21 protein-coding genes are annotated in these 26,954 nt (G+C 54.4%); 20 read left to right on the top strand and 1 reads right to left on the bottom strand.

The genetic code is table 11. From position 1 onward, the window contains the following. Window positions 1-59 precede the first annotated feature (59 nt). The 8 genes from groES to ACYVRB_RS06815 all read left to right on the top strand — a co-directional run bounded on the left by groES (window position 60) and on the right by ACYVRB_RS06815 (window position 10,518). On the top strand, window positions 60-344 hold the full coding sequence (groES, locus tag ACYVRB_RS06850; RefSeq protein ID WP_461214367.1) for a co-chaperone GroES: 285 nt from the start codon (window positions 60-62) through the stop codon (window positions 342-344). 59 nt (window positions 345-403) lie between these two features. Continuing rightward, window positions 404-2,029, top strand: a complete 1,626-nt coding sequence (gene groL, locus ACYVRB_RS06845) for a chaperonin GroEL (protein ID WP_461214365.1) — start codon at window positions 404-406, stop codon at window positions 2,027-2,029. A gap of 193 nt (window positions 2,030-2,222) precedes the next feature. Further along, window positions 2,223-2,495, top strand: a complete 273-nt coding sequence (locus ACYVRB_RS06840) for a hypothetical protein (protein WP_461214364.1) — start codon at window positions 2,223-2,225, stop codon at window positions 2,493-2,495. Between the two features lie 32 nt (window positions 2,496-2,527). Beyond that, window positions 2,528-2,884, top strand: coding sequence for a DUF1827 family protein (locus ACYVRB_RS06835; protein ID WP_461214362.1), 357 nt, complete (start codon window positions 2,528-2,530; stop codon window positions 2,882-2,884). A gap of 129 nt (window positions 2,885-3,013) precedes the next feature. Next, window positions 3,014-4,849: an APC family permease gene (locus tag ACYVRB_RS06830; RefSeq protein ID WP_461214361.1), complete on the top strand. Its 1,836-nt coding sequence runs from the start codon at window positions 3,014-3,016 to the stop codon at window positions 4,847-4,849. Window positions 4,850-5,490: 641 nt separating this feature from the next. Continuing rightward, the gene (gene mutS / locus ACYVRB_RS06825) at window positions 5,491-8,061 is read left to right on the top strand and encodes a DNA mismatch repair protein MutS (RefSeq protein WP_461214360.1); all 2,571 of its coding nucleotides are present in this window, start codon (window positions 5,491-5,493) and stop codon (window positions 8,059-8,061) included. Between the two features lie 4 nt (window positions 8,062-8,065). Then, window positions 8,066-9,979: a DNA mismatch repair endonuclease MutL gene (gene mutL / locus ACYVRB_RS06820; protein ID WP_461214358.1), complete on the top strand. Its 1,914-nt coding sequence runs from the start codon at window positions 8,066-8,068 to the stop codon at window positions 9,977-9,979. Then, a complete protein-coding gene (locus ACYVRB_RS06815) occupies window positions 9,979-10,518 on the top strand; it encodes a Maf family protein (protein ID WP_461214356.1) in 540 nt (179 codons plus the stop codon). Before mutL ends, ACYVRB_RS06815 begins: the two co-directional genes overlap by 1 nt. A gap of 655 nt (window positions 10,519-11,173) precedes the next feature. Here the strand turns inward: ACYVRB_RS06815 and ACYVRB_RS06810 are convergent. Beyond that, on the bottom strand, window positions 11,174-11,767 hold the full coding sequence (locus tag ACYVRB_RS06810; protein WP_461214355.1) for a TVP38/TMEM64 family protein: 594 nt from the start codon (window positions 11,765-11,767) through the stop codon (window positions 11,174-11,176). 163 nt (window positions 11,768-11,930) lie between these two features. Here ACYVRB_RS06810 and ruvA point away from each other — a divergent pair, with 163 nt between their 5' ends. From ruvA to ACYVRB_RS06750, 12 genes are all read left to right on the top strand, one after another. Next, window positions 11,931-12,515 carry a Holliday junction branch migration protein RuvA gene (gene ruvA / locus ACYVRB_RS06805; RefSeq protein ID WP_461214354.1) on the top strand — a complete coding sequence of 195 codons (585 nt, stop codon included), beginning with the start codon at window positions 11,931-11,933 and terminating at the stop codon, window positions 12,513-12,515. Between the two features lie 11 nt (window positions 12,516-12,526). Then, window positions 12,527-13,531, top strand: coding sequence for a Holliday junction branch migration DNA helicase RuvB (gene ruvB / locus ACYVRB_RS06800; protein ID WP_461214353.1), 1,005 nt, complete (start codon window positions 12,527-12,529; stop codon window positions 13,529-13,531). A 40-nt stretch (window positions 13,532-13,571) separates the two neighbouring features. Then, window positions 13,572-14,609: a tRNA preQ1(34) S-adenosylmethionine ribosyltransferase-isomerase QueA gene (gene queA, locus ACYVRB_RS06795; RefSeq protein WP_461214414.1), complete on the top strand. Its 1,038-nt coding sequence runs from the start codon at window positions 13,572-13,574 to the stop codon at window positions 14,607-14,609. Between the two features lie 324 nt (window positions 14,610-14,933). Further along, window positions 14,934-16,076, top strand: coding sequence for a tRNA guanosine(34) transglycosylase Tgt (gene tgt, locus ACYVRB_RS06790; RefSeq protein WP_461214351.1), 1,143 nt, complete (start codon window positions 14,934-14,936; stop codon window positions 16,074-16,076). Between the two features lie 86 nt (window positions 16,077-16,162). Next, the gene (gene yajC, locus ACYVRB_RS06785; protein ID WP_461214349.1) at window positions 16,163-16,528 is read left to right on the top strand and encodes a preprotein translocase subunit YajC; all 366 of its coding nucleotides are present in this window, start codon (window positions 16,163-16,165) and stop codon (window positions 16,526-16,528) included. Between the two features lie 380 nt (window positions 16,529-16,908). After that, window positions 16,909-19,536, top strand: coding sequence for a bifunctional acetaldehyde-CoA/alcohol dehydrogenase (gene adhE / locus ACYVRB_RS06780; RefSeq protein ID WP_461214347.1), 2,628 nt, complete (start codon window positions 16,909-16,911; stop codon window positions 19,534-19,536). A 197-nt stretch (window positions 19,537-19,733) separates the two neighbouring features. Beyond that, window positions 19,734-20,390: a metal-dependent transcriptional regulator gene (locus ACYVRB_RS06775; protein WP_461214346.1), complete on the top strand. Its 657-nt coding sequence runs from the start codon at window positions 19,734-19,736 to the stop codon at window positions 20,388-20,390. 35 nt (window positions 20,391-20,425) lie between these two features. Beyond that, window positions 20,426-21,910: a glucose-6-phosphate dehydrogenase gene (gene zwf, locus ACYVRB_RS06770; protein ID WP_461214345.1), complete on the top strand. Its 1,485-nt coding sequence runs from the start codon at window positions 20,426-20,428 to the stop codon at window positions 21,908-21,910. Between the two features lie 94 nt (window positions 21,911-22,004). Next, a complete protein-coding gene (dinB, locus tag ACYVRB_RS06765; protein ID WP_461214344.1) occupies window positions 22,005-23,111 on the top strand; it encodes a DNA polymerase IV in 1,107 nt (368 codons plus the stop codon). Window positions 23,112-23,167: 56 nt separating this feature from the next. After that, complete coding sequence (locus ACYVRB_RS06760; RefSeq protein WP_461214343.1) at window positions 23,168-24,484, top strand: DRTGG domain-containing protein; 1,317 nt, start codon at window positions 23,168-23,170, stop codon at window positions 24,482-24,484. Between the two features lies 1 nt (window position 24,485). Then, window positions 24,486-25,433 (top strand): DHH family phosphoesterase, encoded by a 948-nt coding sequence (locus ACYVRB_RS06755; RefSeq protein WP_461214342.1) that lies wholly within the window; start codon window positions 24,486-24,488, stop codon window positions 25,431-25,433. 37 nt (window positions 25,434-25,470) lie between these two features. Next, window positions 25,471-26,811 carry a DEAD/DEAH box helicase gene (locus ACYVRB_RS06750; RefSeq protein WP_461214340.1) on the top strand — a complete coding sequence of 447 codons (1,341 nt, stop codon included), beginning with the start codon at window positions 25,471-25,473 and terminating at the stop codon, window positions 26,809-26,811. Window positions 26,812-26,954: the final 143 nt, after the last annotated feature.

The raw sequence follows: 26,954 nt of genomic DNA, 5'->3' as shown, positions 1-26,954 counted from the left end.
TTAGCACTTAGAGATGAAGAGTGCTAAAACTAATAATATCAATTTATGGAGGGATTGCCTTGTTAAAGCCATTAGGAGATCGCGTCATCGTTCAGGTCGTTGAAGAAGAGGAACAGACCGTCGGAGGCATCGTACTTGCGAATAATGCCAAGGAAAAGCCTCAATCCGGCAAAGTTGTCGCAGTCGGCGAAGGCACACGCACTCCAGAAGGTAAAGTGCTCGCCCCTGCCGTTAAGGTCGGCGATGTCGTGGTTTATGACAAGTATGCGGGTTCTGAAGTGAAGAATGACGGTGAAAAGTATTTGGTCCTGCACGAAAAGGACCTTATGGCCATCGTTGACTAACCTAACGCATTGCGCGTTTCGATTTAAATAATTAATCTAAATATGAGGTGAACACACACATGGCAAAAGAAATTAAGTTCTCTGAAGACGCTCGTCGTTCGATGCTTGCCGGTGTCGACAAGCTCGCGGATACCGTTAAGACCACCCTTGGTCCTAAAGGCCGCAACGTTGTTTTGGAAAAGTCATACGGCTCTCCTGAGATCACCAATGATGGTGTGACCATCGCCAAGGGCATCGAATTAGAAGATCACTACGAAAACATGGGTGCCAAGCTGGTTGCTGAAGTCGCAACCAAGACCAACGACATCGCTGGTGACGGGACGACGACCGCAACGGTTTTGGCCCAAGCCATTATCCGCGAAGGGATGAAGAACGTGACCGCCGGTGCTAACCCTGTTGGCATCCGCCGTGGGATCGAATTGGCAACTGACGCCGCAGTTAAGGAATTGCACAACATTTCCCATATTGTTTCCGGCAAGAAGGAAATCGCGCAAGTTGCCTCTGTTTCTTCCGCCAGTGAAGAAGTCGGTGAATTGATCGCCGACGCCATGGAAAAGGTTGGCAACGACGGTGTGATCACCATCGAAGAATCCAAAGGGATCAAGACCGAATCCGATGTCGTCAAGGGGATGCAATTTGATCGCGGCTACTTGTCTCAGTACATGGTGACTGACAACGACAAGATGGAAGCTGATCTCGACAACCCATACATCCTGATCACTGATAAGAAGATTTCCAACATCCAAGACGTTTTGCCACTGTTGCAAGAAATCGTGCAACAAGGTAAGGCCCTGTTAATCATCGCTGATGATGTTGATGGTGAAGCTTTGCCAACCCTGGTTCTCAACAAGATCCGTGGGACCTTCAACGTGGTTGCGGTTAAGGCACCTGGCTTTGGCGATCGCCGCAAGGAACAACTGCAAGATATCGCAACCTTAACTGGTGGCACGGTCATCACTTCCGACTTAGGTCTGGATCTCAAAGACACCAAGCTGGAACAACTCGGGACTGCTAACAAGGTCACGATCACCAAGGACAAGACGACTATCGTTGAAGGCGCCGGCGACAAGGCTGCCATCGACGAACGCGTGGCAACGATTCGCAAGCAGATCGAAGAAACCACTTCTGACTTCGACCGCGAGAAGTTGCAAGAACGCCTGGCTAAGTTAGCCGGTGGGGTTGCGGTCATCAAGGTTGGTGCCGCTACCGAAACCGAACTCAAGGAACGCAAGTATCGGATCGAAGATGCTTTGAACGCGACCCGTGCCGCTGTTGAAGAAGGCTACGTTGCCGGTGGTGGTGTTGCCCTCATCGACACCATCAAGGCTGTCGCTGCCCTCAAAGAAGAAGGCGACGTTCAGACTGGGATCAACATCGTGCTTCGTGCCCTCGAAGAACCTGTTCGCCAAATCGCGGTTAACGCCGGTTTGGAAGGCTCCGTCATTGTTGATCGGATGAAGAAAGAAGACGTTGGCTTCGGTTACAACGCCGCTACCGACACTTGGGAAGATATGGCTAAGGCCGGGATCATCGACCCAACCAAGGTTACCCGTTCTGCTTTGCAAAACGCCGCTTCCGTTGCTGCTTTGATGCTGACGACTGAAGCCGTTGTGGCTGACAAGCCAGACGAAAATGCGCCAGCAGCTCCTGCAGCACCAGCAGGTGGCATGGGCGGCATGATGTAATTTGCGCCTGATAAGCGCCGTGTCTTGGTTGACACGGCGCTTTTTTTTGTACCCGAAATGGGGGTTGATCATCCAGACACTGTCTCTGCACTGGGTAATTTCACCGACGCCGGCATTTTGTTTGCCATGAGGGGCGTCACGGGTGTATATTGTGCCCAGGACGTGAACGAAGATCATGGTGAGGGGGGATCGCATGTTCAAGCGTCATAAACCAGATACTCAGGTCATGGCGGCACTGACCGCCGCAATCGCAGCGACCAATGCACTGCCGCGACTCCAAGCAGACTTGACGACGTTTGCCGAGTCTTATCAACAAGGGAAAATCAGCACGTTGGGTGTTGGCGTATTTTCCAGCCGTATTTCGCATGCGATCTACATGCACGATTACCAAGTGCCGACTGAGGTGCTCGCGTTGTTGTCGCTGTTGAACCAGCGCGACACAGGGACCACACCTGGGTGGTCTTGATTTGGTATAATGGAGTTAAAGGAGTGATTGCTGTGAAACTGATTGAAAATCCGATTCGTTTGAACGCGAGTCTCCACAAGATGTTGCCTTACACCATGCGCTTTCTGTACGGGAAGCATAACGGGATGGTGAAAATGTTCCGTTTATACACCCTCGGGTCTGTGCACGTGCATTACGTTGAAGGCTTTACCAAAACCGACGTGGTGTTGACGCATGACCACCGCCAGATCAAGCAAGAAGAAATCGATTTTGTCATCGATAAGCTTTTCACTGAAGACCAAAAAGCAAAGCTCAAGGTCGATGATGAGGCCAAGAAGCGCGTTGAGGCTTCAGCCAAGCGGAAGTTGCCGTACAAAGACGTTGTCATTATCGAATTACCAGCTGCCTAACTTAGGATTAATCCCGTCGAACCGGTATTTTTGGCCGGTGAGCAGGATTTTTCTTGTTTATTGATAGCTTTTCAGAAAATGATGCGCTAGAATAGCTTCTGTTTGATTTTTGGAAAATGGAGAAACGAAATGGATCATTTGAAACGCTTCTTAGTGGGGAGACCCTTAAAGTCCAACGAAGAAGGCGGACAAAAACTAGGCAAGTTTAAGGCGTTGGCAATGCTGTCTAGCGACGCCCTATCGTCAGTCGCATACGGGACTGAACAGATCGTCTTAGTCTTGACGACGCTGTCGGCCGCGGCGATCTGGTATTCGTTACCGATCGCGGCGTTCGTCTTGATCTTGCTACTGGCTTTGACGATGTCATATCGCCAGATCATTTACGCTTACCCAAGCGGTGGTGGTGCGTATGTCGTTGCCTCTGAAAACCTTGGGCAAAATGCCGGCCTGGCCGCCGGGGGCAGTCTGTTGATCGACTACATGCTGACCGTGGCGGTGTCGACGTCTGCGGGGGCCGAGGCGATCACGTCTGCGGTGCCGGCGTTATACGGACACGAGGTGGCGATCGCGATCGTCATCATTATCGTGTTGGCGTTGATGAACCTGCGTGGGATGAGCGAATCGGCCAACTTCCTGATGATCCCTGTGTATCTCTTCGTGGTGTCGATCACCGCGATGGTCATCTATGGGCTTTTCCAAATCGTCACCGGGGCGATCCCGTTCAAAGCCACCGCTGCTGTTGGCGGCGTGGTGCCAGGGATCTCGGCGGCGTTGATCTTCAGAGCCTTTTCTAGCGGGTCAAGTTCGTTGACCGGGGTCGAAGCGATCTCCAACGCCGTGCCGTTTTTCAAGAAGCCGCGGGAACATAACGCCGCGTCGACTTTGGCCATCATGGCTGGGATCTTAGGCTTCTTCTTCGCCGGCATCACCTTCTTGAACTACTGGTACGGGATCGTGCCAGAAGCCAAGGTGACTGTGCTGTCGCAAGTCGCAGCCCACACCTTCGGGCAAGGCGGCGTGATGTATTACGTCATTCAGTTTGCGACCGCTATGATCTTGGCTGTGGCCGCCAACACCGGTTTTTCTGCGTTTCCAGTCTTGGCGTATAACCTTGCCAAAGACAAGTTCCTGCCACATATGTACATGGATCGCGGCGACCGTCTGGGTTATTCCAACGGGATCTTGACGCTGGCGATCGGCTCTGGCGTTTTGATCGCGTTGTTCCACGGGTCTACTGAGCGCCTGATCCCACTGTATGCGGTCGGTGTGTTCATTCCGTTCACCCTGTCGCAATCGGGGATGATCCGGCACTGGTGGAAACGCCACACGACAGAAAAAGGCTGGCTGGGCAAGTCCTTTGCCAACTTCTCTGGGGCGTTGATCTCCTTTGCCATTCTGGTGATCTTGTTCGTCTACCGCTTGCCGGATATCTGGCCGTTTTTCATCATCATGCCGCTTTTGGTGTTCGTCTTCTACAAGATCCACGAGCACTACAAGATGGTCGCCGCCCAGTTGCGGTTGCCTGAAGATGTCGCCAAGCACGAGTATTCCGGCTCGACGGTAATCGTGTTGGTCGGGAACGTGACGCGGGTGACGCGGGGCGCGTTGAATTACGCGCAGACCATCGGCGATTACGTGATCGCCATGCACGTGTCGATGGATGAGAACCCAAACAAGGAACACGAGACGCAAGACGAATTTAAGCGCGATTTCCCAGATGTCCGCTTCGTCGATGTGCACTCGTCGTATCGTTCGATCACCGGACCGACGATCCGTTTCGTGGATATCATCGCCAAAAACGCGGCCAAGCGGAACTTCACCACGACTGTGTTGATCCCGCAGTTCGTGCCAAAGAAACCATGGCAGAATATCCTGCATAACCAAACCAATGTGCGTTTGCGGACGGCTTTCGCTTCCCGCGAGAATGTCATCATCGCCACGTACAGTTACCACCTGAAGCGCTAATCCAAGAAGAGCTGACCGTTTACACGGTTGGCTCTTTTCGTTTGTGGTTAGGTCGTCCTCTAGAAGGAAGTGGGATAGCGCTGCTACGACGGTAATGGCAGTATGCTGTGCGGCCGTCTTCAGCCTGCTTCGCAGGCTTACGACTAATTTTGAAGCCGCTTCGCGTCTCCAAAATTGCCGACGCCAACTCCGCGCCGCTATCCCACTTCCTTCTAGAGGACTGACATCCTGACTAGTCGTCTCTATTCAGTAAGCCGATGATTACAGGATCGGAGGCATGGACAAGCGATACGAATTCAGGACGATACTTGGTATCAGAACTTAGCGTTACCCGGCACACCAAACTATCCCAATACGCAGAATCTAGGGTGTGGGTGAAAGTGACGGAAGCAGGTCAATCTGACGTGGTGGCATCGTTGTTGGCGACTTGTCGCCATACAACCAGCGCAGGTGAAGATCCACTCGTAGCGCAGCGGAGAGTTAGCTTCGCCGAGCACCGCCTCCACGACAGATTGATCCTGCTGGAGTCGCTTTTGCCCACACCCGGCCGTGATCGATCAACCGACACGCTGTGAGGGGTCATGCGAGCATATGGTAATAATGCTACAATAGATGCAGATATTTAAGGATGGGTGAAATAGATGCCGCAAAAGACACAAGACACGCCAATGATGCAGCAATACCAGGCGATCAAGGATCAATATCCTGACGCTTTTTTGTTCTACCGCATCGGTGATTTTTATGAACTTTTCAATGACGATGCGATCAAAGGCGCACAGCTGTTGGAGCTGACGTTGACGGCGCGCAATAAGTCGGCAGATGACCCGATCCCGATGTGTGGGGTGCCGCACCACGCCGCGCAGAGCTACATCGATATTCTCGTCGATCAAGGCTATAAAGTCGCGATCTGCGAGCAGGTGGAAGATCCGAAAAAAGCCGTTGGCATGGTCAAACGCGAGGTCATTCAGTTAGTGACGCCCGGCACCAAGATGGATGTCAAGCCCGGCGAGGCCAAGGCAAATAACTATCTGACCGCGGTGTTGCCGCAAAAAGACGGCTACGGGTTTGCCTATGCAGATCTTTCTACAGGTGAGCTCAAGGTGTCGCATCTGGCCCACAAATTCGCCGTGCAAAACGAACTGGCCGCGCTAGGCACCCGTGAAGTCGTCGTGCCGGCGGATCTGCAAGACGCAGACGCCGAGTGGCTGGGCGCAGGCCGGCTGTTGTCGCCGCAAGTCCAGGCCAAAGCCGAGGCCGAAGCGAGCTACGTCAGCCAAGACCTCGAAGACCCTGTGCAGCGCGACGTGGTGGTGATGTTGATGCAGTATCTGCTCAGCACCCAAAAGCGCAGTCTGGCTCATATCCAACAGGCGGTCGCCTATCAGCCGTCGGAATTTCTGGAAATGGACCCAGACGCGCGCGCCAACCTCGACATTTTGAAAAACTCACGTACTGGCCGCAAAGGCGACACGCTGTTGGCGGTGTTGGATCAGACCAAAACGGCGATGGGTGGGCGCTTGTTGAAACAGTGGCTGGATCGGCCGCTGTTAGACCTCAAGCAGATCACTGCGCGGCAAGACCAGGTGCAAGACCTGCTCGACCATTATTTTGAACGCAGCGAGCTGCAGGAGCGATTGATCAAGGTTTATGATCTTGAGCGGCTCGCCGGCCGGGTGGCGTACGGGAACGTCAACGCCCGGGATCTGATCCAGCTGCAGACGTCGCTGGATCAGATCCCGGCGGTTCAAGACATTTTGGCGCAGCTCGATGATGGGGCGTTTGCCCAGTTGCGGCAGCAACTCGATCCGGTACAAGACGTCGCCAACTTGATCCGGCGTGCGATCGAACCTGATGCGCCGATCTCGATCACTGAAGGCGGGCTGATTTTACAAGGCTACAACCAACAGCTTGATGACTACCGTGAAGCGATGGCTAACTCCAAGCAGTGGATCGCGGATCTGGAAAGCCAAGAACGCCAGGCGACTGGCATCCACAACCTGCGCATCCGTTACAACAAGGTCGCCGGGTATTTCATCGAAGTCACCAAAGGCAACCTCGACAAGGTGCCGGAAGGCCGTTACGAACGCAAGCAGACGCTGACCAACGCCGAGCGGTTCAGTACGCCGGAACTCAAGGAAAAAGAATCGCTGATCTTGACCGCTCAAGAATCAGCGACGGGTCTGGAGTATGACCTGTTTCAAGACATCCGCGATCAGGTCAAGGCCCAGATCACCCGTCTGCAAAAGCTGGCCGCTCAAGTCGCGGCGCTGGATATTTTGCAAAGCTTCGCCGTCGTTACTGAGAATCAGCATTATGTGCGGCCGGTGATGCACGCCAACAGCCACGACATCAACGTCCACGGTGGGCGGCATCCGGTGGTCGAGCATGTGCTTGGCAGTCAGCAATATATTCCTAACGATGTCATCATGGGCGCCGATTGCGACATGTTGCTGATCACCGGACCCAACATGTCTGGGAAGTCGACGTATATGCGGCAGCTGGCGTTGATCGTGATCATGGCCCAGGCTGGCTGTTTTGTCCCGGCAGACAGCGCTGACCTGCCGGTGTTCGATCAGATTTTCACGCGAATCGGAGCGGCCGACAACCTCGCCGCCGGGCAGAGTACCTTCATGGTTGAGATGATGGAGGCCAACGCCGCACTCGAGCACGCCACTGCGAGCTCTTTGATCTTGTTTGACGAGATCGGGCGCGGGACGGCGACTTATGATGGCATGGCGTTGGCGCAAGCCATCATCGAACACCTTCATGACCATGTGCATGCCAAGACGCTTTTTTCGACGCATTACCACGAGCTCACCAGCCTGGCCGATAGCTTAGACAAGCTGAAGAATGTGCATGTCGGCGCGGTCGAAGAAAAAGGCAACTTGGTATTTCTCCACAAGATGTTGCCAGGGCCGGCAGACAAGTCCTATGGGATCCATGTCGCCAAGCTGGCCGGCCTGCCGAGCTCGTTGCTTAACCGTGCAGATACGATCTTGGCGTCGCTGGAAGACGACGGTGCCAGCAAGGTGCCAACGCCGGCGGTGCAAGATGCGCCAGAAGCACAGCTGAGTTTGTTTGAACCAGAACCCGTCGCGCCTAAGGAATCGCCGGTCGTGAAGAAACTGCGTAAGTTTGACCTGATGAACGCGACGCCGATGGATGCGATGAACCTGTTGTATGATCTCCAAAAGCAATTGAAGAAGAAGTGAGTCTATGTCTAAAATTCATCAGCTTTCAACGACGTTAAGTAATCAAATCTCCGCCGGGGAAGTGATCGAACGTCCCGCCAGCGTCGTCAAGGAGCTGGTGGAAAATAGTATCGATGCCCAAAGCACGCAGATCGATGTCCATATTGAAGACGCCGGTTTGAGTCTGATTCAGGTGATCGACAACGGCAACGGCATCGACGCTGAAGATGTGCCGACCGCTTTTTTGCGGCACGCCACCAGTAAGATCTTGACGGTGCGCGATCTATTCAACGTGCACTCGCTCGGGTTCCGCGGCGAAGCGCTGGCGTCGATCGCCGCGGTCGCTGACGTGACGCTGGAAACCGCCACCGAAGCCGGGCTTGGGACGATCGCCCACATTCAAGGGGGCAAGATGCTCGACCAGCACGCCCAAGGCAGCCGGCGCGGCACGCAGATCAGCGTGCGGGACCTGTTTTACAACACGCCGGCACGGCTGAAGTACGTCAAGTCGCAGGCCACCGAGATGGGCAAGATCGCCGACATCGTCAACCGCTTGGCGCTGGCGCATCCTGAAATCGCGTTTACGCTTTATCATGGTGAGAAGATGGTGCTTAAAACCGCCGGCCACGGCGATCTGCAACAGACGCTCGCCGGCATCTATGGTGTGGCGACGGCCAAGAGCATGCTGGCTTTTGCAGGCGAAGACCCGGATTTCAAAGTCACGGGCTATTTCAGCCTGCCTGACACGACGCGGGCGTCGCGCAATTACCTGAGCTTGATGATCAACGGCCGCTACATCAAGAATTATCAGCTGACCAAGGCCGTCATCGCCGGTTACGGGTCGAAGTTGATGGTCGGCCGCTACCCGATCGCGGTTATCAGTATCGCGATGGATCCTCTGCTCGTCGATGTGAACGTCCACCCGACGAAACAAGAGGTGCGGCTGAGTAAGGAAGACCAGCTGGGCAAGCTGTTAACGGACACGATTCAAAAGCGGCTGGCAGAAGAAAATCTGATTCCAGACGCCTTGCACAACCTGCGCCAGCGCCAGCCGGTCGATATGGATCAGCTGACAATGACACTGAATGCCGTCAGCCACACGGCAGAGCCAAAAGCTCAGCCGGAAGCGCGCCAGGAACCGACGCCGGAACCAGATGGCGAAACGACTTCAGCGAAACCTTTTGGTAAAACGATGGCCGAGCTGAATGGCGACTCGATTTTTGACGACCCGAAGCGGCTTGCGGCTTGGGATGCGAAATATGGCGACAAACCGGCGACCAAGGTCAACGAACCGCAGCCGGAGTTGGACTTGACACGGCCAAAGGCTGAAGAACGTTTTCCAGAACTGCATTACCTCGCCCAGCTTCACGGCACGTACCTGTTGGCAGAGAACCCGGAAGGCTTTTACCTGCTGGATCAACACGCTGCCCAAGAGCGGGTGAACTACGAGTATTACCGCCAACAGATCGGTGAAGTTGCCGCAGATCAACAGCGTCTGCTGGTGCCAATCGTCTTGGACTACCCGGCGTCAGACGCGTTGGCCATCACCGACCACCAAGACGTTTTGCATAGCGTCGGGCTGTATCTTGAAGAATTCGGGCAAAACACGTTCATCGTGCACCAGCATCCGACGTGGTTCAAAGCCGGCCAGGAAGAAGATACGATCAAAGAGATGGTCGATTGGGTCATCCGCGACGGGCACATCACGGTTGCCCAGTTCCGTGAAAAAACCGCGATCATGATGAGCTGTAAGCGCGCGATCAAGGCCAATCATCACTTGGACACCAAGCAGGCGGAGGCGTTGTTGAAGAAACTTGCCCAAGCCGAAAACCCCTTCAACTGTCCCCACGGGCGGCCCGTGTTGGTGCACTTCAGCAATACCGATCTCGAAAAAATGTTCAAACGCATTCAAGACAGCCACACAACGGAGGATTTTTGATGTTGATCTTAGCCAGCCAATCACCGCGGCGCCAAGAGCTTTTGGCACGGATCACGCCAGACTTCGTGGCTGAACCCGCCGCCATCGACGAGCGGGCGCTGCCTCAAGCAGAACCTGCAACTTATGTGCAGACGCTGGCACAGGCCAAGGGGCGCGCGGTGGCGGCGTTGCATCCCGAAGCGACGGTGATCGCCGCAGACACGATGGTTGCGTACCAAAACCGCCTGCTTGGCAAGCCCAAGGATCGCGCGACTGCGCATGCGATGTTAGCGATGCTGGCAGGGCAGACCCATCACGTCCACACCGGCGTATACGTCCGCACGCCTGCGACGGAAAAATTGCAGGTCGTCACCACAGCGGTCACGTTCTGGCCGTTAACCGCAGAACAGATCGAGACCTATCTTGATTGCGGTGAGTACAACGATAAAGCTGGTGCTTATGGCATCCAAGGCGAAGGTGCGTTGCTAGTCAAGGCAATCGCAGGGGACTATTACAACGTCGTTGGCCTGCCCATCAGCACGCTGGCACGGATGCTTTAAGCGACGACAAGATGGCTTTTAGATAGTGGTATAGGTCGGGTTTGGTGTGTTCCGGCCCTAGAGATGGCTGGAACGGTGCGAGGCGCTCGGAAGCTAACTCAGGCAAAGCCTGAGTGGATCTTCCTCGACGCCATTGTTGTAAGCGGCAAAGCCGCTAACAACAATGCCGCGCCTGAGCCATCTCGGGCCTCCACACGCCAAACCCTGACGGTAGCATCCTTCATCACCAAAAGTGGCAATTTCCAAGAGAGTAGAAATGGACTAGCGGCTGGCAGTACATCTAACTAAGAACGGATTAGCTATAATTAACGAGTCGACCCGTTTGTTCATGACACCAAACTATCCTGATACACAGAACCTAGGGTGTGGGTGAAAGTGACGGAAGCAGGTCAATCTGACGTGGTGAGATTGCTGTTAGCGACTTGTCGCTTACAGCAAGGCACAGGTGGAGATCCACTTCGTCGCAGACGAAGTTAGCTCCGCCGAGCACCCTCTCCACGACAGATTGAAGCCTGCTGGAGTCACTTTCGCCCGCACCCGGCAGCTTACTGGTCTACCAAATAAAGAACACTTACGCTGCCGGACAGCGTCAATGTTATGAATATCGCAAAAAAGACTGCAGGATCGAAGAGACCCTGCAGTCTTTGCGGTGACGCTAGAAGAATTGTGCCAGCCAGTGTGTGCCAGCGACAAGGGCGCCTGAGTAAACGGCGATGGTGATCGGTTTGCACAAGATGATGATCCAGAAGAACTTCTTGAATGACATCTTGGTCAAGCCGGCGATCAGACAAAGGACATCGTCTGGGGCGACAGGCGCGATGATTGCGATGGTGAAAAACCAATCGAAGCGGCGTTGATTCTTGGTATAAGCGAGGTACTTGTTACAGACGTGCTTGCTGACGACATGGTAGATGAACGTTTGACCGTAGTGCCGGGCCAGCCAGAAATTGATCAGCGACCCGATGCCGATGCCAACATAGTTGTAAGCAAATCCCGCCCAAGGGCCAAACAAGACGACCCCAGCCGCCGTGCTGACGCCGCCGGGAATGATCGGGATGACGACTTGGATGATTTGAATGGTGATGAACAGCAAGGGACCTAACACGCCGGTTTGGGCGAGGTAGGCTTGCAGGCTCGCGAGATTATGGAAAACCCCGAGGTGGTACCAATATGCGATGACGGCGGCGCTTGCGCCAAGTGTTGCGATCGTGGTCCAGTTAATCAACTTGCGTGAGGTGCGCGCTTCCATGCTGTCACCGCCTTGAGTTTAGGATAACCACATTGTAACAACTCAGTCAGCAGATGGCATCCGACTGGAGTCTGACTTGTTGGGCAGGCGTCTGAGTTGTGTTAGAATATAGCGAACTCTTGTTTTAGGCAACGACCGTGTCGCTTGCTGGGAAAGGAATCTTATGTACGAATTCATGCGCGGGCGCATTGCAGACGTGACCCCAAGTTATATTGTCGTCGACGTTAATGGTGTCGGTTATCGGCTGTTAGTTGCGAATCCTTATCAGTATGAGCTGGGTAAGGAAGTCACCGTTTATGTGCAATTGATCATCCGCGACAACGACCAGACGTTGTACGGTTTTGAAACCGGCAATGATAAACAGACCTTCAACCAACTGCTGACGGTGACCGGTATCGGGCCCAAGTCTGCTTTGGCGATCTTGGCCAATGCGAACACGCAAGGCTTGGCGAATGCGATCGCCCAAGATGACGTGCGCTTTTTGACCAAGTTCCCAGGCATCGGCAAGAAAACCGCGCAGCAGATCATTTTGGATCTGAAGGGCAAGCTCGAAGCAGACGGGCCCTTGTTGCAGGTGGCGCCGGCGGCAAGCAGCACCAATGCCGAATTGGCGGATGCCTTGGCGGCGCTGGTGGCGTTAGGCTACCCGCAAAAAGCGGTTGATAAGCTGGCAGACAAACTAGAAGCCAGCGAGGCCACAACAACGGACGCTTACATGCGGCTGGGGCTGTCGCTATTGAGTAAGTAAGGAGGCTTATGATGGCAGATGAACGCATCGTCAACACAGATGCTAGTCCTGATGAAGATCCAATCGAGCGCGGACTGCGGCCAAAGCTGCTGGCCGATTACATCGGTCAAACCGCCATCAAAAACCAGCTGCAAGTTTATATTCAAGCGGCCAAAAAGCGTGAAGAAGCCTTGGACCACGTGTTGCTTTACGGGCCACCTGGCCTTGGGAAAACGACGCTGGCGTTGGTAATCGCCAACGAATTGAACGTGCATATCCGCACGACTTCAGGGCCGGCGATCGAAAAGCCGGGAGATCTGGTCGCGCTGTTGAACGAGTTGAATCCAGGGGATGTCTTGTTCATCGACGAGATCCACCGCTTGCCAAAAATTGTTGAAGAAATGCTGTACTCGGCGATGGAAGACTTCTATATTGATATTGTTGTCGGCCAAGGACCGACCGCGCATCCCGTGCACTTTCCGTTGCCGCCGTTCACACTGGTGGGGGCGACGACGCGGGCTGGCATGTTGAGTGCCCCGCTGCGGGATCGCTTTGGCATCACGGAACACATGGCGTATTACACCACCGAAGAGTTGACCGCGATCGTGCGGCGCTCTGCCAGCATTTTCAACATGACCTTGCCGGCTGAATCTGCCCACGCGCTGGCGCGGCGTTCACGCGGCACGCCGCGGATCGCCAACCGACTGTTGCGGCGGATCCGTGACTTCGCTGATGTGGCCGAGGCCACCAGTATTTCGGTGGCGCTGGTCGATCACGCCTTGGATCAGCTGCAGGTCGACGACAAAGGTCTTGATCAAATCGACCGCAAGTTGTTGATGATGATGATTCGCGATTATGAAGGCGGGCCAGTCGGGCTGTCGACCATTGCGGCCAACATCGGCGAAGAAACCGCCACGATTGAAGAGATGTACGAGCCGTATCTCTTGCAGATCGGCTTTTTGAAGCGCACGCCACGCGGGCGGATGGTGACGCCGGCGGGGTTTGCGCATCTAGACATGCCGTATTTGAACAAATAACAACATACCGGCGAGCTTTTTGCGCGCCTGAGGAGGATAAATTTTGCTCACCACTGAAGACTTTGACTATGATTTACCACACGAACTGATCGCCCAAACGCCGCTCAAAGAGCGTGACGCCAGCCGCATGCTGGTGCTCAATGCTGAAACCGGCGCAACGGAAGACCGTCATTTTTACGACATTTTGGACTACATCCAACCCGGCGACGCGATCGTGATGAACGACACCCGCGTGATGCCTGCACGCTTGTACGGCGTGAAAAAAGAAACCGGCGCGCACATGGAAGTCTTGTTGTTGCACAACACAGAAGGCGACAAGTGGGAAACCTTAATGAAGCCTGCACGCAAGGCGCCAGTCGGCACTGAGATCGACTTCGGCGATGGCTTGTTGAAGGCAACCGTCCTTGAAGAGCTTGATCATGGTGGCCGGATCGTTGAGTTCCATTATGAAGGCATCTTCATGGAAGTCTTAGATAAGCTCGGCGAAACCCCACTACCACCATACATCAAGGAAAAGCTTGATGACCCAGAGATGTATCAAACGGTTTACGCCAAAGAAGTTGGCTCCGCCGCTGCCCCGACCGCTGGGTTGCACTGGACGGAAGAACTGCTACAAAAGGCCCAAGATAAAGGCGCCAAGCTGGTTTATCTGACCTTGCACGTTGGTCTTGGTACCTTCCGCCCGGTTTCTGTGGAAAACATCGAAGATCACAAGATGCACAGCGAATTCTACCGCTTCTCCCAAGAAGCCGCTGATACTTTGAACGAAGTCCGCAAAAACGGCGGCCGCATCATCGCCACCGGCACGACCTCGATCCGGACGCTGGAAACGATTGGGACCAAGTTCGACGGTGAGATCAAGCCATCATCTGGCTGGACCGATATTTTCATTAAGCCAGGCTACCAATGGCGCGTTGTTGATGCGTTCATCACCAACTTCCACTTGCCGAAGTCCACGCTGGTCATGCTGGTTGCTTCCTTCACCGGCCGTGAAAACATCCTCAACGCCTACAAGCACGCCATCCAAGAACGCTACCGCTTCTTCAGCTTCGGCGACGCCATGTTTATTCACAAATAACCAGAGCGGAACAGCGCGGGTTTAGGTATGTACATAAGACAGCTTGGGCGCGTGCCGGCAACGCCGGTGCGAGACCGAGATGACTTATGTGCGATACCGTTGCGCTGTGTAGCTCGACGAAGAAACCAGAGCGGAACAAAGCGGTTTTAGCTGGGAGTCTAAGATGGCTTGGTCATGGTGCGGCGAAGCCGTGCCGTGGCCGAGACAGCATAGACAGCCCAGCGTTGCTTTGAGTAGCTCGACGAAATAACCAGAGCGGAACAGCGCGCATTTAGCGGGTCGGCTCGTTTGATATTGTCACCACACTCACCAAAAGGAGAATTCATGGAACCAGCAGTAAAATACCGGCTCAAACACGTTGATAAGCATACCGGCGCACGACTCGGGGAACTGGTCACACCACACGGCACCTTCCCGACGCCGATGTTCATGCCGGTTGGCACGTTGGCGTCGGTCAAAACCATGGCCCCAGAAGAACTCGACGAGATGGGTGCCAGCATTATTTTGGCGAACACTTATCATCTGTGGTTGCGGCCCGGCGAAGATATTGTCCAAGAAGCCGGTGGTCTGCACAAATTCATGAACTGGGACAAAGGGATCTTAACGGATTCCGGCGGTTTCCAGGTGTTCTCTTTGGCCGAGTTGCGCGACATTCAAGAAGAAGGCGTGCATTTTAAGAACCATCTTGACGGTAGCAAGATGTTCTTGTCACCGGAAAAGGCGATCGGCATCGAAAACGCGTTGGGGCCAGACATCATGATGAGTTTCGATGAGTGCCCACCGTTTTTTGAAAGTTATGAGTATGTCGCCAAAAGTGTTGCCCGTACCAGTCGCTGGGCGGAGCGCGGCCTGAAAGCCCACAAGAACCCAGACTGGCAGGCGTTGTTTGGCATTGTCCAAGGTGCCGGGTTCAAGGATCTGCGTGAACAAAGTGCCCGTGATCTGGTCAGCCTTGATTTCCCAGGGTATTCGATCGGCGGGTTGTCGGTCGGGGAGTCCAAAGAAGAGATGAATCACGTCTTGGACTTCACGACGCCACTGTTACCAGAAAACAAGCCGCGGTACCTGATGGGCGTCGGTTCGCCGGACGCGTTGATCGACGGGGTCATGCGTGGCATCGACATGTTCGATTGCGTCTTGCCGACGCGGATCGCCCGCAACGGCACGACTATGACCAGCAACGGCCGGGTGGTCATCAAAAATGCCAAGTATGCCCGCGACTTCACGCCACTGGATCCGAACTGCGATTGCTACACCTGTCGCAACTACACGCGTGCTTACATTCGCCACCTGATTCATACCGATGAAGCCTTTGGGATCCGGCTGACAAGTTATCACAACTTATACTTCCTGTTACACTTGATGAAACAGGTGCGAGAAGCGATCGCTGAGGATCAATTAACCGAGTTCCGGGCCGCATTCTTCGAACAATACGGGTATAATAAGCCGGGTGCGAAGAGCTTTTAGCCAATCAGCCTTAAGTCTGATTGGCGTGAGCCTGTAAAATCTGTTACAGTATGAGATGAATAAACAAATTAAACGAGGTGCCTACATTGAACAGTAGCTATTCCATGATCATTCTGATCGTTGTCATGTTCGCATTCATGTATTTTGGCATGATGCGTCCTCAGAAGCGGCAACAACAAAAGCGTCAAGAAATGTTGAAACAAATGAAGAAAGGCGACAAAGTTGTCACGATCGGTGGCTTGCACGGTGTGATCGATAGCATCGATCAGACTGCCGGCACCGTTGATCTTGATCTTGATGGCATCTTCTTAACCTTCAACCTCAGTGCGATCCGTGTCGTTGATCAACCTGCGACAGCCGCTACTGAACCGGTAGCTAAGCCAGCAAAGCAAGACGACAAAGGCTATACCGAGCCATCTTCTGATGACAAGGACGATAAAGACAAAGACTAAGCTTAGCTCCCCTGCAGAGATGCAGGGGCTTTTTTTATTCAGACACCTCTGTGCCACGATTCGGTCGTTGAATCGCAGACAGGGGTGTTTGCGTTTTATCGGCAGTGTTTTTAACGTGATGTGAGGTCATCGGTCTCGCTCAGCACCGGTCGTGAATCGGAATACAACAGAATTCATTCTCAGAAAAACAGATTAAAGCGGTTCAAGCTCATACAATCACATTGTATAAATTTGATTAACGTGTATAAACGCCTGTAGATAGGCATTTATAAAAAAACCGTGAAAAAATTCACTCAACCTGTTTACAAATTCACAACCATCATGTATATTGTTCTTGTGAAATGGTTAACGAAAACATTCAACTGTGGAGGGACCGTAATATGCTGAAATCTGCCGAAAAAACTGCTCCGGTAAAAAATGCTCAAGTTGACGTCGATAAGATGATCGACGAGTTGGTCAAAAACGCGCAAGAAGCGCTCAAGGTGATGAAGGGCTTCGATCAAGCCAAGGTCGATCATATCGTTCACCGCATGGCGATCGCTGGTTTGGATCATCATATGGAACTCGCCAAGATGGCGGTTGAAGAAACCGGTCGTGGTGTGTATGAAGATAAAGCCGTTAAGAACATGTTTGCCACTGAAGAAATCTGGCATTCGATCAAAGACGACAAGACGGTTGGCGTGATCAACGAAGACAAGCAGAAAAACGTCATCTCGATCGCTGAACCGATCGGGGTCATCGCTGGGGTAACGCCTGTGACTAACCCGACGTCGACGGTGATGTTCAAGTCTGAAATTTCGATCAAGACGCGTAACCCGATCATCTTCTCGTTCCACCCAGGGGCACAGAAGTCTTCAGCACGGGCGCTGGATGTGATCCGCGAAGAAGCCATCAAGGCAGGTTTGCCAGAAGGCGCTTTGCAATACATTCCGGTACCAAGCATTGAAGCTTGCCAAGCACTGATGCACCATCCCGGCGTGGCCACGATTTTGGCAACTGGCGGTCCTGGCATGGTGAAGTCCGCTTATTCGTCCGGCAAGCCGGCTTTAGGGGTCGGGGCTGGGAACGCACCGGCTTATATCGAAGCCAGCGCAGACATCAAGCAAGCGGTCAACGACATCATGTTGTCGAAGAGTTTTGACCACGGGATGGTTTGTGCTTCTGAACAAGGCATGATCGTCGACGCGCCGATCTACGACAAGGTCAAGCAAGAATTCCTCGATCAAGGGGCTTACTTCGTGCAGAAGAAAGACCTGCAAAAGTTCACCGAAACGGTCATCAACACCGAGAAGATGGCGGTCAATCCGCGCATCGTCGGTCAAAGTGCTTGGCAGATCGCCAACTGGGCCGGCATCGACATTCCCAAGCGCACGCAGCTGATCATCGCGGAACTGCCGGAACCCGGCGATAAGTACCCACTGTCGCACGAAAAGCTGAGTCCAGTGTTGGCAATGTTCAAGGCCAAAGATCATGAAGACGGCTTTGCTAAGGCCGAAAAGATGCTCGACATTGGTGGTCTCGGTCACACTGCTGTTATCCACACGAAAGATGATGACCTGGCGGTGGAATTTGCGGATAAGATGCAGGCTTGCCGGATCTTGGTCAACACCCCATCGACCGTTGGTGGTATCGGGGATCTGTACAACAACATGATCCCATCGTTGACCCTAGGTTGCGGCTCATACGGCGGTAACTCAATTTCGCATAACGTGGGGACGATCGACTTGTTGAACATTAAGACATTGGCTAAGCGGCGCAATAACATGCAATGGGTCAAGTTGCCACCGAAGATCTACTTCGAACGCAACTCGGTTCGCTATCTGGAAAAGATGGATGGGCTCGATCGGGTCTTGATCGTCGGCGACCGCGGGATGGAAAAATTAGGTTATGTCCGCATTGTTGAAGACGTATTGAAGAACCGGACGAACAACGTCGACGTCCAGACGTTCTTGGACGTCGAACCAGATCCATCCAGTGACACAGTTTATAAAGGTACCGCGATCGCCAAAGACTTCAAGCCAGACGCGATCGTTGCCATCGGTGGTGGGTCTGTTATGGACGCGGCCAAAGGCATCTGGTTGTTCTACGATGGTGATGGCGACTTCTTTGGCGCCAAGCAGAAGTTCTTGGATATCCGTAAGCGGACGTACAAGTTCCCGAAGCCGACCAAGTCCAAGCTCGTCTGCATCCCGACCACTTCTGGGACCGGGTCTGAAGTGACACCGTTTGCGGTCATCACCGATTCTGACACCGGCATCAAGTACCCGCTGGCTGACTACGCCCTGACGCCAGACGTTGCGTTGGTCGATCCGCAGTTCATCGAAACCGTACCAGCAAAGGTCGTCGCTGATACCGGCTTGGATGTTATCTGCCACGCCACCGAGAGTTTTGTGTCGACGATGGCAAGTTCATACACGCGTGGATTGTCGCTGGAGGCGCTGAAGTTGGCCTTCGATAACTTGGAAGCTTCCTATAACGGGGATATGGAGGCCAAGGCGAAGATGCACGATGCGTCGACGATCGCCGGCATGGCCTTTGCCAACGCGCTGTTGGGGATCAACCACAGTATCGCGCACAAGCTGGGGCAAACGTACCACTTGCCTCACGGCCGTTGCATCGCGATCACCTTCCCACACGTTGTGCGCTACAACGCCAAGACCCCGACCAAGCGAGCGGTATGGTCTAAGTACAACTACTTCAAGGCTGATGAAGACTATGCGCAAATCGCCCGGTACCTGGGACTCAAAGGCGATACCACGGCGGAATTGGTTGAAAGCTTCGTTCAAGCCTACATCGATCTGGCCGGCCGCATCGGCGTCAAGATGAGTTTGAAGGAACAAGGGATCGCCAAAGAAGACGTGGTTGCTAACGCAGATCGCATCGCAGAACTGGCATACGAAGATAACTGCACGGTCACCAACCCAGTTGAACCGCTGATCGGTGATATGAAGCAGATCCTGCTCGACGAATACGAAGGCACAGCTTCCAGCGAAACTGTTCGGCCGTAATCGCTGACAACTCGATAGCCTCATCAGACAAGCTTCTCTGTTCACAGAGAGGCTTGTTTTTTCGTGGCGGAAGGCAGGTGATTTGCTCAGGAAAAGACTTGTGGGAATCTGAGAAGTCCGTGGTTGGTGACTTCTATTTTCAGGCGTTTCATGCCATAATAGACTAAGACTATTGCCACTAAAAGTAAGGATGGCTTATGACACCTAATAAAGAAGATTATCTTAAAATGATTTTTGAACTGGGCGGAGATACCCAGCTGATCTCAAACAAGCAGATCGTTGCCGGCTTGTCGGTTTCGGCAGCTTCGGTCAGTGAGATGATCGCCAAATTAGTCGAACAAAAATACGTGACCCATACGCCATATCAAGGCATCAAATTAACGGCAACAGGCCAAAAGCGCGCGGCGCTATTAGTGCGCAATCATCGACTGTGGGAAGTGTTCTTGGTGCAATCCCTGCATTACCCGGTCGACAATATCCATCAAGAAGCAGAATTGCTTGAACACGCGACGACGCAAGACATGGCCGATCGGCTCTCAGAGATGCTCGGCCATCCGCAATATTGCCCGCATGGCGGCGTGATTCCCGACGCTGATGGGCATTATTTTGACCAGAGTCGGGTGCCGCTGGCGACCTTGGTCGTCGGCCAAAAAGGCCACATCGAACGCGTCGTCGATGAGGTCAACGTGATCGATTATATCCACGACATCGATCTGCGGATCGAAGACCACTTCACGGTGGCCGCCGTGGATGCCAAGGCGATCACGCTTCATTTGACGCGTACCGACGGGGATGTGGCCGTGGATATCGTGCGGGCATCACACATCTTCGTCGATCCGGCCTTACAAGATTAATTTGAATGAGTAGAAGTTATAGGAGCATACAGCGTATGGCAGAAGAACAAGCAGCAGTGATCATTCTCTTTGGTGGTTCGGGCGACCTCGCTCGACGCAAGCTTTATCCCGCAATGTTTGGGTTATACCGGCGAGGATATTTGCGCAACCATTTTGCAGTGATCGGCACCGCGCGCCGGCCTTGGTCGGATGATTACTATCGCGACATCGTGGTGAACGCTGTCAAAGATGAGCCAGAGGCAACGCAGGCAGAAGCTGAAGCCTTTGCGGCCCATTTTTATTACCAATCTCATGATGTCACTGATGCCGATCACTACATCACGCTGAAGAATCTGGCCGCGAAGTTAGATGAGCAGTATGCTGTCGGGGGCAACCGGCTGTATTATATGGCAATGGCGCCAGACTTTTTTGCCACGATTGCCGAGCACCTCAAGTCTGAAGCCTTGTTGACCGACACGGGCTTCAACCGGCTGGTGATTGAAAAGCCGTTCGGCCGTGATTACGATTCCGCCCTGGCCTTGAACAACTCGATCACCGCCACGTTTGATGAGTCGCAGATCTATCGCATCGATCATTATCTGGGCAAAGAGATGACCCAGGCGATCATGGCCTTGCGCTTTGCCAACCCGCTGGTCGCCAACATGTGGAACAAAGACCACATCCAAAACATCCAGATCACCTTGGCCGAGGCGGTCGGGGTCGAAGAACGCGCCGGCTACTACGAGCATTCAGGTGCGATTCGGGACATGGTGCAAAACCACGTGATGCAGCTGTTGGCGTACTTGACCATGGCCAAGCCCGCCAGTCTGACGCCGGATGCGATCCATGCGGTCAAAGGTGAGGTCTTCAATCATCTGCACATGTATACCGAAGAAGAGGCCCGCACCAATTTTGTCCGCGGCCAGTATGCGTCTGCGGTGATCGATAAGCTGACCGTCGCGGGTTATCGGGAAGAAGCTGGTGTCGCCGCCGATTCGCTGACGGATACGTTTGTCGCCGGTAAGGTGCTGGTCGACACGCCGACGTTTGCCGGCGTGCCGATCTACATCCGCACTGGCAAGCGGCTGACGCGCAAGTCGACGCAGATCACTGTCGTGTTCAAAGCAGACGCCGACGGGCTTTTCGGCACGCAGGCCAAGGCCAACACCTTGACGATTTATGTCGAGCCTAGCGAAGGGTTCTCGTTGACCTTGAACGGCAAGAAGTTGGGGCAGTCAGCTGACTTGATGGCCGAAGAGCTGCGCTACCGCCACGACGAACGCCTGGCCAAAAATGCACCGGAAGCCTATGAACGTTTGATCCAAGACGCGCTGCAAGGCGATCAGACGAACTTTACCCGCTGGACAGAGCTGGCCAAGACTTGGCAGTATGTCGACCAGATTTTGGCGGCCTGGCAAAATGACACGTCGATGCCAACTTATCCGGCAGGGACGATGGGGCCGAAAGTTGCGTTTGACCTGTTGGCTCGAGACGGTAACGAGTGGTTCTGGCAACCGACCCATGTCAAGATGGCGGATTAATCTTTAACCCAGACAAATACGGTCTGCACTGAAGCGTGCGCTTCGATGCAGACCGTTTTGTACGCTAGTCGAGCTAAATCATGGAGGTGAGCGGATGGCGGAGTGGCTTGCAATTCCGGAGATCAACGACACCAGCCGGCGGATCTTGCATATCGATATGGATGCTTTTTACGCGTCGATCGAACAGCGCGATGATCCCAAATTGCGCTCCCGAGCGCTGGTGATCGCCCATGACCCGCGGCAAACCGGGGGCAAAGGGGTCGTCACCACCGCCAACTACATCGCGCGGCAATACGGGGTGCATTCGGCAATGACCGCCCAAGAAGCGCTACGGCTGGTGCCCAAGCGCTTGTTGACGTTCAAGGCACCTGATTTTACGAAGTATCGCGCGGTGTCACAACAGATTCACGCGCTGTTTCACCAGGTAACCGACTTGATCGAGCCGGTGGCGCTGGATGAGGCTTACCTCGACGTCACGGCCAACCGTGATTTCCCCACGACCATCGATCTGGCGCTGTGGCTGCAAGACCGGATCCGACAAGAGACCCAGCTCACCTGCAGCTTCGGGTTGTCGTACAACAAATTCTTGGCCAAAGAAGCCAGCGAGTATAACAAGCCCAACGGTCGCACGATCATTTTGCCCGAACAGGCGGAGGCGTTTTTGGACCGGTTGGCGATCGGAGAATTTCGTGGGGTCGGGGCCAAGACGCTACCAAAATTAGAAGCGCTCGGCATCACCGACGGCGCCAGTTTGAAACAACACAGCCAAGCGGAGCTGATCCATCTGTTTGGCAAAATGGGGCTGGGACTATACCAACACGCCCGCGGCATCGACAACCGCCCGGTGCAGGTCAGAGACGCCAAGTCGATTGGCAAAGAGCGGACTTATCGGGCGGTACGGACGACCGACGCCCAGGTGGAAGCGGAGCTGCACACGCTGGCGGACATGGTGGCAGAGGCGCTGGCGCGCAAGCAAAAGCACGGCAAAACCGTGGTGCTCAAGGTGCGCGACGCGGATTTCAACACATTGACGCGGCGGGTGAGCCTGCCACAGTATCTCAGTTCTGCGGCAGATATTTTTGTCCAGGCCTGGCGCTTGTGGGAGCAGGTGCGTGGGGACGACATCGCGATCCGGCTGTTGGGAATCACCATCACCAACTTGGATCCGCAACAATTTGAAAACTTGGATCTCCCGCTGTGATTAGTACAGCGCCGAGATGTGTTATACTAAGCTCAACAACAACGTGAGGTAAGATAATGGCGACGAAACATGAACAGATCCTACAATACATCGGTAATCTAGCGGTCGGCACCAAGATCTCCGTCCGCTCGATTGCAAAACAGCAACAGGTCTCAGAAGGAACGGCCTATCGGGCCATCAAAGAGGCTGAAACCACCGGCTTGGTGTCGACCATTGAACGGGTCGGGACGATTCGGATCGAACAAAAGCCGATCAATAACATCGATTCCTTGACCTTCAAGGCGTTGTTGAAGCTGATCGACGGCAAGGTCCTCGGAGGATCCGCCGGGCTGGCCAAACAACTCGACAAGTTCGTGATCGGGGCGATGACGCCAGACGAGATGATCCGCTACATCACCCCGAACTCCTTGATGATCATTGGTAACCGTGAAGATGCCCAGAAGCTCGCGCTGCAAAACGGCGCCGCGGTATTGATCACTGGGGGCTTTATGACCTCGGATGCGGTCATCGCCAAGGCCAACGCGGCCAACCTGCCGGTCATGCAAACCAGCTATGATACCTTCACAGTGGCGACGATGATCAACCGGGCGCTGTCTGATCAGGCGATCAAACAAGACATCATGACCGTTGCGGCGATCTATTCACCGCTCAGCAAGGTGCAAACCGCGCTGCCAGACGGCACAGTGGCTGATTTCACCCGCATGCGCGGCGATCGCAACGATTTTTCCTTGCCGGTCGTGACGGCTTCTGGACGCCTGGTCGGGATGGTGTCAGATTCCGACGTGCAAGGCAAAAAGGCGACGACGCCGCTGGAGCGCGTGATGCGCAAAGATCCGCTGACGGTCAAGCCTTATCTGTCCGTGACGACCGTCGGCCACACCATGCAAGGCAACGGCCTGAAGGTGTTGCCGGTGGTTGATGATTCTTGGCAACTGCTTGGGATCGTGACGCGTCACAGCGTGTTTGCCAGCATGGCCGACCTTTCCCACAGCAAAGACGCGGCGACTTTCGCCGATCAAGTTGCCGGGCAGATGACCTTGGTCGAGTCGACCAAGATCGACGCGGCCGATTATCGCCTGCACACGACGCCGATCATGACCAACCAACTCGGGACGCTGGCTTTTGGGGTGTTGAACGAAGCCGTCAACGCGGCGGCCACCGGCTTTTTGAACCGGGCCGGCCGGCGCAACGTGTTGATCGCGCAGGAATCGTTGCACACCTTCCGGCCGATCCAGCTGGAAACCACGGTGAATATTCACGTGCGGCCGCTTGAGATGACCCGCCACGAAGCCACCTTGGATATCGAGTTACAAACAGATGGCTTGCCGGTTGCCAAGGCCCTTGTCACTTGCCAATTATTGGAGCGTAATTAAGATGTGTTTAGATGAAATTATTGCTAAGATTCAAGCCTATGACACGATCATCATTCATCGCCATGTCAATCCGGATCCTGATGCTTTAGGCTCACAAGGGGGCCTAGGGGCTGCGATCCGCGCGGCGTATCCAGCCAAGCGGGTGTTGCTCGCCGGCGGGGATGTCGGCAACCTCGCGTGGTTGAACCAGATGGATACCGTGGCTGACAGCGATTATGCCGACGCCTTGGTGATTGCGGTCGACACCGCGGATACGCCGCGGGTGTCAGACGAGCGGTTTGCCAGCGGGAAATATCTGATCAAAATCGACCACCATCCCAACGACGACGCGTATGGCGACTTGCGTTGGGTGGTGCCGGAAGCCAGCTCGACTTCCGAGCTGATTTATGACCTGATCCAACACGCCAACGGCAAGCTCGGCTTCAACGCAGAAGTCGCCCGTCTGTTGTACGCCGGCATCGTCGGCGACACCGGCCGTTTCTTGTTCAACAACACCAGCCCGCACACCTTGCAGGTGGCCGCAGCGCTGATCCAAGAAGACTTCGACCCCACGGCGTTGAACAACCGCATGAACCAAATCACCTTCGCCCAGGCGAAGTTGCAAGGCTATGTGTTCAATCACCTGGAGATCTCCCCTGAAGGCGCCGGTAGCGTGTTGATCCCGCTGGCGACGGTCAAGGAACTGGGGCTGACCAGCGACCAGGTCCACGCTGCTGTCGGCACGCCGGGACGGCTGGGTGAAGTCGTAGCTTGGGTGATTTTTGTCGAACAAGCAGACGGCCCGTACCGCGTCAACTTGCGTTCCAAGGGCCCGATCATCAATGAACTGGCAAAAGCCCATAACGGCGGCGGGCATCCGCTTGCCAGTGGCGCCAAAGCCAAAGATCAAGCGGAGATTGCAGCCATCAAGGCTGAACTCACCGCCTTAGTTGCAAAAGACCACGCGTGAAGCGAGCGACGTCGCCCACGCATCGAGGAGAGAATGAATGTCTACATTTAAGCAATACGCGTTGAGCGCCGGGGTGATCCAGGGGCTTGAGGCGATGCACATCACGGAACCGACCGCGATCCAAGAAAAAGTGATTCCTGCCGTTTTACGCGGGGAATCCGTGATCGGCCAAAGCCAAACCGGCTCTGGGAAAACGCACGCCTTTTTGGTGCCGATCTTAGAACGGATCGATCCTAGCTTAGATACCGTGCAAGCGGTGATTACCGCGCCTAGCCGCGAGCTTGCCACCCAGATCTACACCGTGGCGACAACGCTGGCCCAGGCGATGCCCGAAGTCCGGATCCACAATTATGTGGGTGGGACAGATAAGGCCAAGCAGGTCGAAAAACTCAAGCATCAACAGCCCCATCTGGTGATCGGGACCCCGGGGCGGATCCTGGATCTGATCCGTTCTGATGCGTTGGCTGCCCACACGGCAGAGACGTTTGTCGTCGACGAAGCCGACATGACGCTGGATATGGGCTTCTTGTCTGCCGTTGACAGCATCGCGGCCACCTTCCCGAAGAACCTGCAGATGCTGGTCTTTTCAGCTACGATCCCGCAAAAGTTGCAGCCATTTTTGAAAAAATACATGGCTAACCCGACGATCATCGAGATCAAGCCGCAAAGCGTCATCGCCGACACCGTCGACAACTGGCTGATCGCCGCCAAAGGGCGCGACAAAAACCAGCTGATCTATCAATTGCTGACGATCGGGCAGCCGTTTTTGGTGCTGATTTTTGCTAACACCAAACACAGCGTCGATCACATTCACCAATACCTGGTCGATCAAGGGCTGGAAGTCGCTAAGATCCACGGCGGCATCCCGCCGCGCGAACGCAAGCGCGTGATGAAAGAGGTCGCCGCGCTGAAGTATCAATTCGTTGTCGCCACCGATCTGGCGGCACGCGGGATCGATATCAAAGGCGTCTCGCATGTCATTAACGCTGAGTTGCCTAACGACAACGAATTCTTCATTCACCGGGTCGGCCGGACCGGGCGCAACGGCATGAAGGGTATCGCCATCACCTTGTACACCCCAGGGCAAGAAGAGAAGATCGCAGAACTCGAACACCTCGGGATCCATTTTGCCCCGAAGGCCATTAAAAACGGCGAGATCGTGGATTCCTACGACCGTAACCGGCGTGTGACCCGCAAAGCCAAAGAAGATCCACGTAGCCTGAAGATCCGCGGCATGGCGGCTAAAGAAGCCAAAAAGCACATGCCAGGCTACAAGAAGAAGATCAAAAAAGCCGAGGACAAGGAACGCTGGTTCAACAACCGCGTGAAGAAACGCGAACAGCTGCGCGCCTCACGCAAAGCGAAAAAGAATAAGTAAGAGCGGAACCGAGCGCATTTAGGGGCGTGGGTAAGACAGCGTGACGCGGTACGGCAAAGCCGTATCGTGGTGCGATGACTTAGCCGCAGCCCCGTTGCTCGGCGTAGCTTGATAAGTAAGAGCGGAACCAGGCGTACTTAGGC

Source organism: Lacticaseibacillus boliensis (assembly GCF_054784775.1).
This window is presented reverse-complemented; position numbering and strand designations above follow the sequence as displayed.

Excerpts from the sequence above, each read along its gene's own strand:
- groL (WP_461214365.1), top strand. The coding sequence starts at position 404 with ATGGCAAAAGAAATTAAGTTCTCTGAAGACGCTCGTCGTTCGATGCTT.
- ACYVRB_RS06840 (WP_461214364.1), top strand. The coding sequence starts at position 2,223 with ATGTTCAAGCGTCATAAACCAGATACTCAGGTCATGGCGGCACTGACC.
- ACYVRB_RS06830 (WP_461214361.1), top strand. The coding sequence starts at position 3,014 with ATGGATCATTTGAAACGCTTCTTAGTGGGGAGACCCTTAAAGTCCAAC.
- mutS (WP_461214360.1), top strand. The coding sequence starts at position 5,491 with ATGCCGCAAAAGACACAAGACACGCCAATGATGCAGCAATACCAGGCG.
- mutL (WP_461214358.1), top strand. The coding sequence starts at position 8,066 with ATGTCTAAAATTCATCAGCTTTCAACGACGTTAAGTAATCAAATCTCC.
- ACYVRB_RS06815 (WP_461214356.1), top strand. The coding sequence starts at position 9,979 with ATGTTGATCTTAGCCAGCCAATCACCGCGGCGCCAAGAGCTTTTGGCA.
- ACYVRB_RS06810 (WP_461214355.1), bottom strand. The coding sequence starts at position 11,767 with ATGGAAGCGCGCACCTCACGCAAGTTGATTAACTGGACCACGATCGCA.
- ruvA (WP_461214354.1), top strand. The coding sequence starts at position 11,931 with ATGTACGAATTCATGCGCGGGCGCATTGCAGACGTGACCCCAAGTTAT.
- ruvB (WP_461214353.1), top strand. The coding sequence starts at position 12,527 with ATGGCAGATGAACGCATCGTCAACACAGATGCTAGTCCTGATGAAGAT.
- tgt (WP_461214351.1), top strand. The coding sequence starts at position 14,934 with ATGGAACCAGCAGTAAAATACCGGCTCAAACACGTTGATAAGCATACC.
- adhE (WP_461214347.1), top strand. The coding sequence starts at position 16,909 with ATGCTGAAATCTGCCGAAAAAACTGCTCCGGTAAAAAATGCTCAAGTT.
- ACYVRB_RS06775 (WP_461214346.1), top strand. The coding sequence starts at position 19,734 with ATGACACCTAATAAAGAAGATTATCTTAAAATGATTTTTGAACTGGGC.
- zwf (WP_461214345.1), top strand. The coding sequence starts at position 20,426 with ATGGCAGAAGAACAAGCAGCAGTGATCATTCTCTTTGGTGGTTCGGGC.
- dinB (WP_461214344.1), top strand. The coding sequence starts at position 22,005 with ATGGCGGAGTGGCTTGCAATTCCGGAGATCAACGACACCAGCCGGCGG.
- ACYVRB_RS06760 (WP_461214343.1), top strand. The coding sequence starts at position 23,168 with ATGGCGACGAAACATGAACAGATCCTACAATACATCGGTAATCTAGCG.
- ACYVRB_RS06755 (WP_461214342.1), top strand. The coding sequence starts at position 24,486 with ATGTGTTTAGATGAAATTATTGCTAAGATTCAAGCCTATGACACGATC.
- ACYVRB_RS06750 (WP_461214340.1), top strand. The coding sequence starts at position 25,471 with ATGTCTACATTTAAGCAATACGCGTTGAGCGCCGGGGTGATCCAGGGG.